Consider the following 7,810-nt stretch of genomic DNA (forward strand, 5'->3'; position numbering starts at 1 on the left):
GCAGCGGCGGCGACGCCGTACCGGGTCAGCGCACCGGACTGGACGGCGTCGCGGGCGCCGGAGGGGTAGGTCTCCTCCCGCGGTTGCAGCAGCACGACCAGCCCCACCGGCAGTGACAAGGTCCTGCAGGCCCGGACGACGGCGACCAGGGCGGCCTGGTGGACGTCGTGTCCGCAGGCGTGCATGGCGCCGTTGGTGGCGGCGTAGGGTGCCCCGGTGGCCTCGGTCACCGGCAGCGCGTCGAGCTCGGCACGCAGGAGTACCGAGGGTCCCTCGGATGGTCCGACGCGTCCGATGCGTCCGGTTTCGGCGAGGCGTTCCATCGAGATGCCCAAGGCGTGCTCGATCGTGGCGGCGGTGTCCTCTTCGTCGCCGGAGAGGCGGGGCTGGGCGTGCAGTCGGTGCCGCAGGGCGATGGCGTCGGGCAGCTCGGCGTGGAGCGCTGACAACCAGTCGCGGCGCAGGTCCTCGAGGGTGTCGATGGCGTGTTGCACGGTGGTCACGGACCTGTTCCGAAGGTGGTGGTCGCCATCTGGTCCAGCCGGTAGACGCGGCGGGCGTTGCCTGTGGCGATCATCGTCGCGATCCGCTGCTGCTCGTGCGGCGGCCAGTCGGCGCCCGCCCACGTGTCCAGGGCGCGGGCCAGTCCGCGGCGGAAGAGCAGGGCCCCGAGGTGGAACAGCTCGGCGGCGCCGAAGGCGTCCGAGGAGAACAGTGCTTTGCCGAACGGGGTCAGCTCGAGGGACTCGGCGATCACCTGGGCCGACTGGGCGCCGGTGTAGGTCACGGCCAGCCCGACGTCGCAGTAGACGTGTTCGAAGACGTGGGCCAGGTAGCCGGCCTCGCGATGGAAGGGGTAGCAGTGCAGCAGCATGAAGGAGGCGCCGCTGCCGCGGGCGAGGCGGAGCAGGTCGGTCAGCAGCAGCGGGTTGCAGCGGTGCAGGTCGACGTCGGGGTCGCCGTAGCCGACGTGCAGCTGGATAGGGACGGCTCGCTCGATCGCCGCCCACCATCCGTGCCGGACCAGGACCGGGTCGCTGAGCCGCAGCGGGGTCCCGTTCGGCGTGGAGCGCCTCCACTGCTGGACCGCGTCGGCGACCTCGTCCGGCGAGGGCCGGGAGGGGTCGATGTCGAAGCCGCATCGGTAGGCGGCGATGCTCTTGACCCCGGCCGCGGCGCTGAGGTGGCTGTCGAGCCGGTCGGCGAAGGCGACAACGAAGTCGGCGGGGTCTCCCTCGCCGGCGACCTGCTCGGCGATGCGCTCGAGGCGGACGACCTCGCCGTAGCCTGCGGCGGCGGTGTCCCCCATCTGCTGGGGGGTGAGGATCTCGTCGCTCTTGTGGCCGGTCTCGACGAGGTAGTCGCTGATGCCGCTGGCACGGAGCAGCCGGGCGTTGACCTCGGCCGGGCCGAGCTCGGCGCGTCGAGCCAGGTAGTCGTCGGGGTCGGCGAAGACGGGAAGGTCCAGGATGGGGGCGCAGTGCCGGCGGATGGCGAACCCGAGCTGGGTGTCGAAGAACGTCGTGCCGGGCGGGGCGGCCCGGTCGGACTCGGTGATCAGGTCCTCGAAGGTCGCTCGGTCCACCGTGGTGCCGTTGACGCCGTGACAGTGGTGGTCCACCAGGGGCAGGTCGGTGAGCCAGTCCGGCATCGGGTCAGTAGGCACGGGCGTACCAGGCGCACTGCTCGGCCTCGCTCATCCGGCTGACCTCCGCCAGCTCGGTGCGCTTGATCCGCAGGTAGGTCGTCACCAGGTCCGGTGCGAACCAGCCGCGCACCACCGGGTCGTTCTCGAACAGGTCGAGCGCCTGGCCCAGGTGATGGGGCAGATCCCCGACGACGCTGCCCGCGTCGGAAGGGTCGACCTCGCCGACCTGGACCTCGGCCGGGTCCATCGCGGTGCGCAGCCCGTCCATGCCGGCCTGCAGCAGTGCCCCAAGGAGAAGCCACGGGTTGGCGCCGATGTCGGCGCCGCGGAACTCCAGGTGCAGCTGCGGTGCCGGGTCCTTGCCGCCGATCTCCACGGTGGGGCAGAGTCGGAGCAGGGCCTCGCGGTTGTGCAGTCCGAGGAACACCCCGGCCGAGGACCACTGGTGGGGCCGCAGCCTCAGGTAGGAGATGCTCAGCGGGGCGAAGATCGCCGCCAGCGCACCGGCGTGACGCAGGATGCCGGCAGCAAACCGGCCTCCGAGCTCGGAGAGCCGGCCGGGACGCTGCGGGTCGAACATCGCGTTGCGGCCCTGGTCGTCGGCCAGGCCGAAGTGCACGTGGACACCGTTGCCGGTGTGCCCGGGCGAGGCCATCGGGCTGAACGTGGAGCGGTGCCCGGCGGCGGAGAAGACGTCCCGGACGATGTCGCGCACCAGGACGGCCCGGTCGGCTGCGGCGACCGCGTCAGCGCGGCTCACGGTGATCTCGTACTGGTGCCGGCCGTACTCGGCCAGCCAGCTCTCCGGCTCCAGGCCGCTGGCCTGCATGGCGCTGACCAGCAGCGAGCCGATCGGCTCGACGGCACGGAAGTTGCGCCAGGAGAAGGGATGGTGCTCGTCCTCGACGTCGAGGGTCATGAACTCGTGCTCGAACGCCGACTCCATCGTCAGCCCGAACTCCTCGCGCAGGGTCCTCACAGACTCGCGCAGGAAGGTCCGGGGGCAGCAGGCCCACGGCTGGCCGTCGGTGGTGACGATGTCGGCCAGGACCATCGCGGTGTCCGGACGGCCCGGGACACCGGAGATGACCCGCTCGGTGCTCGGGTCCGGGGCCAGGCGCAGGTCGCCGGTGGAGCCGAACGGGATCTGGTCCACGATCTGGCCGCTGGCGCCGATGCCGAGGTTGGCCGGCACCCAGCCGGTGGACCCGCCCGCCTTGAGGTCCTCGGTCAGGACGGCGCGGCCCTTGGTGATCGCGCACAGGTCGCTGGTGGCGACAAACGTCACGGGGCTCTTCTCGAGGCTCATCCGAGGTCCTCCACGGTCAGGCGCGCGCCGATGCGTTCGGCCAGGCGCGGGGCGGCGAGGATAACGGCGAGCCCGGCCAGGCACCAGGCGCCCGCCAGCCACGGGAAGTAGCTGTACGGGGTCTCCTGGCCCGCGACCTGGACGATGTAGACGTACGCGAGGAAAACCAGACCGAGGACCGGGAAGGCAGCCTCCCAGGACCGGATCGGAGAACCGGGCCGGAAGGTGTGCCGGATCACCCCGACCGAGGCCATCCCGTACGCCACCACCATGCACAAGGTGGCGATCGTGGCATACCAGTAGTAGACCTCGATCGGCCCTCCGCCCAGGGCCGCGAGCAGCATTGCCAGCGCCACGGTCAGGCCGATCACCGTCACCGTGGCCACCACGGGAGCGCCCGTCTTGGCGCTGATGCGCGCTAGCTGCGCCGGCCCGAAACCGTCACGGGCCAGCGCGAACACCAGCCGCGCGGCCGCCGCCGTGCAGCTGAGCAGCGAGGCGAAGGCGACACAGAAGGCGATCACGGAGATCAGGACCGCGAACCACGGCCCGACGTACGTCGAGCTCAGCTCGGTCAGTGTCGAGCTCGCTCCGGCGAACGCCTCCTGACCGGCGGCGTCGGTGCCGTACCCGATGGTCTGGGCGAACATCACCAGCGTGTAGATCACTCCGGCCAACACCACCGCATACGTCAACGCCTTCGGGATCGTCCGCTTCGGATCACGGGTCTCCTCCCCCAGCGAGGTCCCCGACTCGAACCCCGCCCACGAGAGGAAGCCGAACACCGCCGCCGTCATCACCGCAGTCATCGACGCCTCCCCCGGTAGCAACGTGCCTAGGTCCACCCCGGTGCTCACCGGCGCCGAACCCGAGGCCACCCGCGCGATGATGATCATGCTGAGGACGACCATGACGACGATCCCGACCATCCCGATCGCCAGCAGCGTGCGCGTCGTCACCGTCGACTCGCGCACGTTCAACGCCAACGCCAGCGCCGCCGAGACAACCACGACGACCAGCCACCCCCCGGAAGGCTCGGCCAGCCCCAACTCGCCGAGCATGGCCCCGAAGAAGACTGCGCAGGCACCGGTGATGCACGCCGAGAAGAACAGGTACGTGCCGAGCAGGGCGAAGCCGCCGAAGAAGCCCGCCCGCGGGCCCAGCGTCGCCCCGGCCAGCGCATACACGCTGCCCGCATGGGCGAAGTACCGGGTCAGCCGGATGAACGCGTACGCCACGAGCATCGTCCCAGCGAAGGAGACCAGGAACGTGAACGGCACCGCCTTCCCCACCAGTCCCGCCACGCCGATGCCGTTGAGGGACATCGCCATCACCGGCCCCATGAAGCCCACCGACAACGCGGTGACCTCCCACACCCGCAGCTTGCGATGCAGCCCGGTCGTCATCGAATGGGTCAACTCATCGACCCCGGTCGCGGTGCTCTCGCTCATGCCCCGCAATGAAACAAGAGTGACGCGGAACACGTCAAGAGGTTCTACTGAAACATTTGTTACGAATCGTCGAGCGGCCGTGCGGTGCGATCCGTCGGCGGCCAACCGGGGTCCAGGAGCGTCCCCACGCCTTCGAATCGCTCTACGCGGATCCGACCGGCTTCACCGCGTCGCTCCGTCAGCGCCGCGACCAGCGCCTCGACCAGGGCCAATGCCGGCACCAGGGAGTCGAACGGCGACGGCGACTCGACCCGCACCGGCAGGACCACATCCGCGACCTCAGCCACCGGGGAGAGCCACGGATCGGTGAGCAGCACCACCTGAGCCCCCGCCGAGGCGACCTGCCGGGCCAGCATTGTCGTCGCCTCGTCGTAGCGGCGGTAGTCGAAGACCACCAGCACATCCCGACGCGAGGCGTCGGCCCCCAGCGCAACGCGCGAGAACTCGTCCTGAGGCACCAAGGCGACACCGGGCCGGAGCAGGTGCAAGTGAGCCACGAGGTACTCGGCCAACACATGACTGAACCGGCCCCCCACGACATGAACCCGCAGCCGCAGCGAGGCCAGCAGCTCCACCGCACGCTCGAACTCACTCGGCGATACCTCCGCGAACGAGGCCTGCACCGACCCGACGAACGAATCCGCGACATACGGCAGCAACGCCTCACCGGAGCCCGGCAGCCCCCGCTCGGAGTACTGCTCCAACGGCGACCCCATCCGCGCGTGCACCTCACGCCTCAGCGACCCCTGAAACGCCGCGAAGCCCTCGAAGCCGAGCCGCGCGACGAAACGCACCACCGTCGGCGAGCTCACTCCCGCCCGCTCAGCAAGCTCGGCCACCGTCCCCAGCCCAGCCACCGGGTACATCGACAACAACGCCCGCGCCACCTTCCGCTCACTCGCGGTCAGCGATCCCATAGCCTCCCGCGTGCGCTCCGCAACACCGAGCGGATCCAATCCAGCTCCGGTAGTCGGTGCTGTTCCTGGCGGCGACGACATACCCACTCCCAACCTCGAGGACCACAGCCTCTCAGTCCGCACTCTGCCACGACACCACCGCCACGTGCGCCGGCGCGCCACCATGTCCCGCGTCAAGGAGTTGGCAGGGTTTCGGTGGTTTGAAGTGTCGGGACGGTCGGGCTGGCCAGGCCGAGGTGCACCTCCTTGGGCCGGTTCCAGGCCAGTGCTTCGTGGGGCCTGATCTGGTTGTTCTCGATCCGGTACTCCTCGGCGTGCTTGGCGAGCATGACGGCGTCGTCGATCTCGTCGATGTAGAGCCGCTCGTACTTCAGCGTGCCGAACCCGCGCTCGCGTGACCCGTTCTGGCCGGGCGACTTGACCCGGGTGCGGACGTGGTTCAGCTCGGGGTGGGCGAGGATGAAGGCCTTGAACCGAAAGGACCGGAACGGGCCGCCGTTGTCGGTGACGATCGTGACGACCGGCTTGATCTCACCGTCTCGGTGAGCTGCACGGCCACCGCGGCCTGGCCAGCGACCCGTTGTACCGGGCCCGGCGGACCCTGCACACCGGGGACGACCTCCTCACCGACCGGCAACGAGAGCGCCTGGTCCTGCTGTTCAGCACCGACGACCACGTCGAGGTCGAAGCGACCTGGGGCATCTACCAGCGGATGATCACCGCCTACCGCGACCCCGAACGGACCAGAGCCCGGGAGGCGATGCGCCCGCTCATCGACTGCCTGCGCGACGGCGTCCCGGCCCCGCTGACCGAGCTGCGCCGCCTGGGCCGGACCCTGACCCAACGGGCCGCGGACGTGCTGGCCTACTTCGACCGGCCCGGTACCTCCAACGGCCCGACCGAGGCCCTCAACGGACGCCTGGAGCACCTGCGCGGCTCCGCCCTCGGCTTCCGCAACCTGACCAACTACATCGCCAGATCCCTGCTCGAAACCGATGGCTTCAGGTCCCGCCTACACCCTGGATTGTGATGAGCCCTCAACGCGGTCATCGCGGCCGCCGCGGCACGGCACGGCTTCCAGTTCGTCGACGTGACCAAGCGCTTCCTCGGGCACGGGGTCAACTCGACCGACCCGTGGATCCTCGGCCTTTCGGGGCCGGCGGCCTTCCACCCGAACCTCGCCGGTTACGAGGTGTATGCCGCGGCGCTCACCGCCGCGATCAATCCCCGCAGCCTGCGCTGAGCTTGGCCTCGCCCGGCCCCCTCACGGTCAGGGCAGGCCGAAGGACTCCGCGATCCCGTCCAGGACGAGCGCCAGGCCGGGCGCGAACTCGCGCTCGAAGGTATAGCCCGGCGCGAGCACGACGTGCTCGGCGAACCACGCCATGTTGGGGTGAGCAGTCACCGCCGCGCCCCATGGCTCGTCGCGGATCATGGCCGCGGCCTCGGGACCGCTGTCGAACGGGAGCATGAGCTCCTGGAGGACGAACCCGTAGACGAAGGCGTCCACGACGGCATACGCATGGGCGACCTGGGCCGGCGTCAGGCCGGCGGCGCGCAGGCAGGCGATGTTGGCTTCGTGGTAGGCGAGGTTGGCCGGCCCGGGTGAGCGTCGCGACTCCATGAGCGGCAGCGCCCACGGGTGGCGGCGCAGCACCTCGCGCACCGACGCCGAGCGCCGGCGCAGCTCCTCGCGCCAGTCCCCGTCCGGCGCGGGCAGCGCGATCTCGGCATAGACCCGGTCAACCATCACGTCGAGCAGGACGTCCTTGCTCGCGACGTGGTGATAGAGCGACATCGCCTCCACCCCGAGCTCGCGGGCCAGGCCGCGCATGGTCAGCGCCTCGATGCCATGGCGGTCGGCGATGGCGAGGGCGGTCACGAGGACGGCGTCCGGGGTGAGCTTCTTTGCTGGCATCGCGGATCCTTCCGAGGTCTTGCACCAAACCTTACGTCGTAATGTATCGTGTTCAAGCCTTACGACGTATGGATAGGAGTCGAGATGCCCGAACGGCCAGCGGGGACAGTCGAGGATCGAGCCCAGGAGCAGGGGCCCGGGTTCGTCATGCGGGCGGTGACCCGCCCCGAGTACGGCGGCCCCGAGGTAGTCACCGTCGAGGACGTCGCCCGGCCGAGCCCCGGCCCCGGTGAGGTGCTCGTCTGGGTCGGTGCCGCCGGGCTCGACCGCGCGACCTTGCACCTCCTCACCGGCCTGCCCCTCATGGCGCGCCTGGCCTTCGGGGTGCGGCGGCCGAAGCGGCCGGTCCTGGGCCAGCAGGTGGCCGGCGTCGTGGAGGAGGTCGGCCCCGGCGTCGACGGGCTCGCTGTCGGGGATCGTGTGTGCGGGACGGCCGCCGGGTCGTTCGCCCAGTATGCGGTCGCCAAAGCCGGCACCCTCGCCCCGACCCCGGACGGCGTCGAGGACCGTCACGCGGCGACGATCGGGGTCTCGGGCGTCACCGCCCTCGCGGCGGGGGGGGGGGAG

The 7,810-nt window shown here is 70.5% G+C and carries 9 protein-coding genes and 1 pseudogene; 3 read left to right on the forward strand and 7 right to left on the reverse strand.

Going from position 1 to position 7,810, the window contains the following annotated elements; genetic code table 11:
• The 6 genes from BN11_RS07885 to BN11_RS07910 all read right to left on the reverse strand — a co-directional run.
• Positions 1–503: M20/M25/M40 family metallo-hydrolase (locus tag BN11_RS07885; protein WP_235435407.1), on the reverse strand; the 503-nt coding region annotated here is incomplete at its 3' end.
• Entirely contained in the window at positions 500–1,651 is a 1,152-nt protein-coding gene (locus tag BN11_RS07890) for an amidohydrolase family protein (protein WP_048696406.1), read from the reverse strand. The genes BN11_RS07890 and BN11_RS07885, both read right to left, overlap by 4 nt.
• A gap of 4 nt (positions 1,652–1,655) precedes the next feature.
• Positions 1,656–2,936 carry a glutamine synthetase gene (locus BN11_RS07895; protein WP_235435408.1) on the reverse strand — a complete coding sequence of 427 codons (1,281 nt, stop codon included), beginning with the start codon at positions 2,934–2,936 and terminating at the stop codon, positions 1,656–1,658.
• A gap of 17 nt (positions 2,937–2,953) precedes the next feature.
• Positions 2,954–4,408 (reverse strand): APC family permease, encoded by a 1,455-nt coding sequence (locus BN11_RS07900; RefSeq protein WP_083433608.1) that lies wholly within the window; start codon positions 4,406–4,408, stop codon positions 2,954–2,956.
• A 59-nt stretch (positions 4,409–4,467) separates the two neighbouring features.
• Complete coding sequence (locus tag BN11_RS07905; protein WP_083433609.1) at positions 4,468–5,406, reverse strand: MurR/RpiR family transcriptional regulator; 939 nt, start codon at positions 5,404–5,406, stop codon at positions 4,468–4,470.
• Positions 5,407–5,498: 92 nt separating this feature from the next.
• Positions 5,499–5,855, reverse strand: coding sequence for an integrase core domain-containing protein (locus tag BN11_RS07910; protein WP_083433610.1), 357 nt, complete (start codon positions 5,853–5,855; stop codon positions 5,499–5,501).
• A 17-nt stretch (positions 5,856–5,872) separates the two neighbouring features.
• Between BN11_RS07910 and BN11_RS07915 the strand changes: the two are divergent.
• Together BN11_RS07915 and BN11_RS22495 are read left to right on the forward strand one after the other, a co-directional pair.
• Positions 5,873–6,355, forward strand: a pseudogene (locus tag BN11_RS07915) (transposase); the annotation flags it as partial.
• A gap of 60 nt (positions 6,356–6,415) precedes the next feature.
• Entirely contained in the window at positions 6,416–6,568 is a 153-nt protein-coding gene (locus tag BN11_RS22495) for a hypothetical protein (protein ID WP_157044029.1), read from the forward strand.
• A gap of 27 nt (positions 6,569–6,595) precedes the next feature.
• Here BN11_RS22495 and BN11_RS07920 read toward each other — a convergent pair whose 3' ends face one another.
• Positions 6,596–7,243, reverse strand: coding sequence for a TetR/AcrR family transcriptional regulator (locus BN11_RS07920; RefSeq protein ID WP_048696409.1), 648 nt, complete (start codon positions 7,241–7,243; stop codon positions 6,596–6,598).
• 84 nt (positions 7,244–7,327) lie between these two features.
• Here BN11_RS07920 and BN11_RS07925 point away from each other — a divergent pair.
• Positions 7,328–7,810, forward strand: a 483-nt coding sequence (locus tag BN11_RS07925; RefSeq protein WP_157044352.1) for an alcohol dehydrogenase catalytic domain-containing protein, incomplete at its 3' end; no start/stop codon positions are given.

Source organism: Nostocoides australiense Ben110, assembly GCF_001050535.1.
Taxonomy (GTDB): Bacteria; Actinomycetota; Actinomycetes; order Actinomycetales; family Dermatophilaceae; genus Nostocoides_A; species Nostocoides_A australiense.

Coding starts and splice junctions, on each gene's coding strand:
- BN11_RS07890 (WP_048696406.1), bottom strand. CDS start 1,651: ATGCCGGACTGGCTCACCGACCTGCCCCTGGTGGACCACCACTGTCAC.
- BN11_RS07900 (WP_083433608.1), bottom strand. CDS start 4,408: ATGAGCGAGAGCACCGCGACCGGGGTCGATGAGTTGACCCATTCGATG.
- BN11_RS07905 (WP_083433609.1), bottom strand. CDS start 5,406: ATGTCGTCGCCGCCAGGAACAGCACCGACTACCGGAGCTGGATTGGAT.
- BN11_RS07920 (WP_048696409.1), bottom strand. CDS start 7,243: ATGCCAGCAAAGAAGCTCACCCCGGACGCCGTCCTCGTGACCGCCCTC.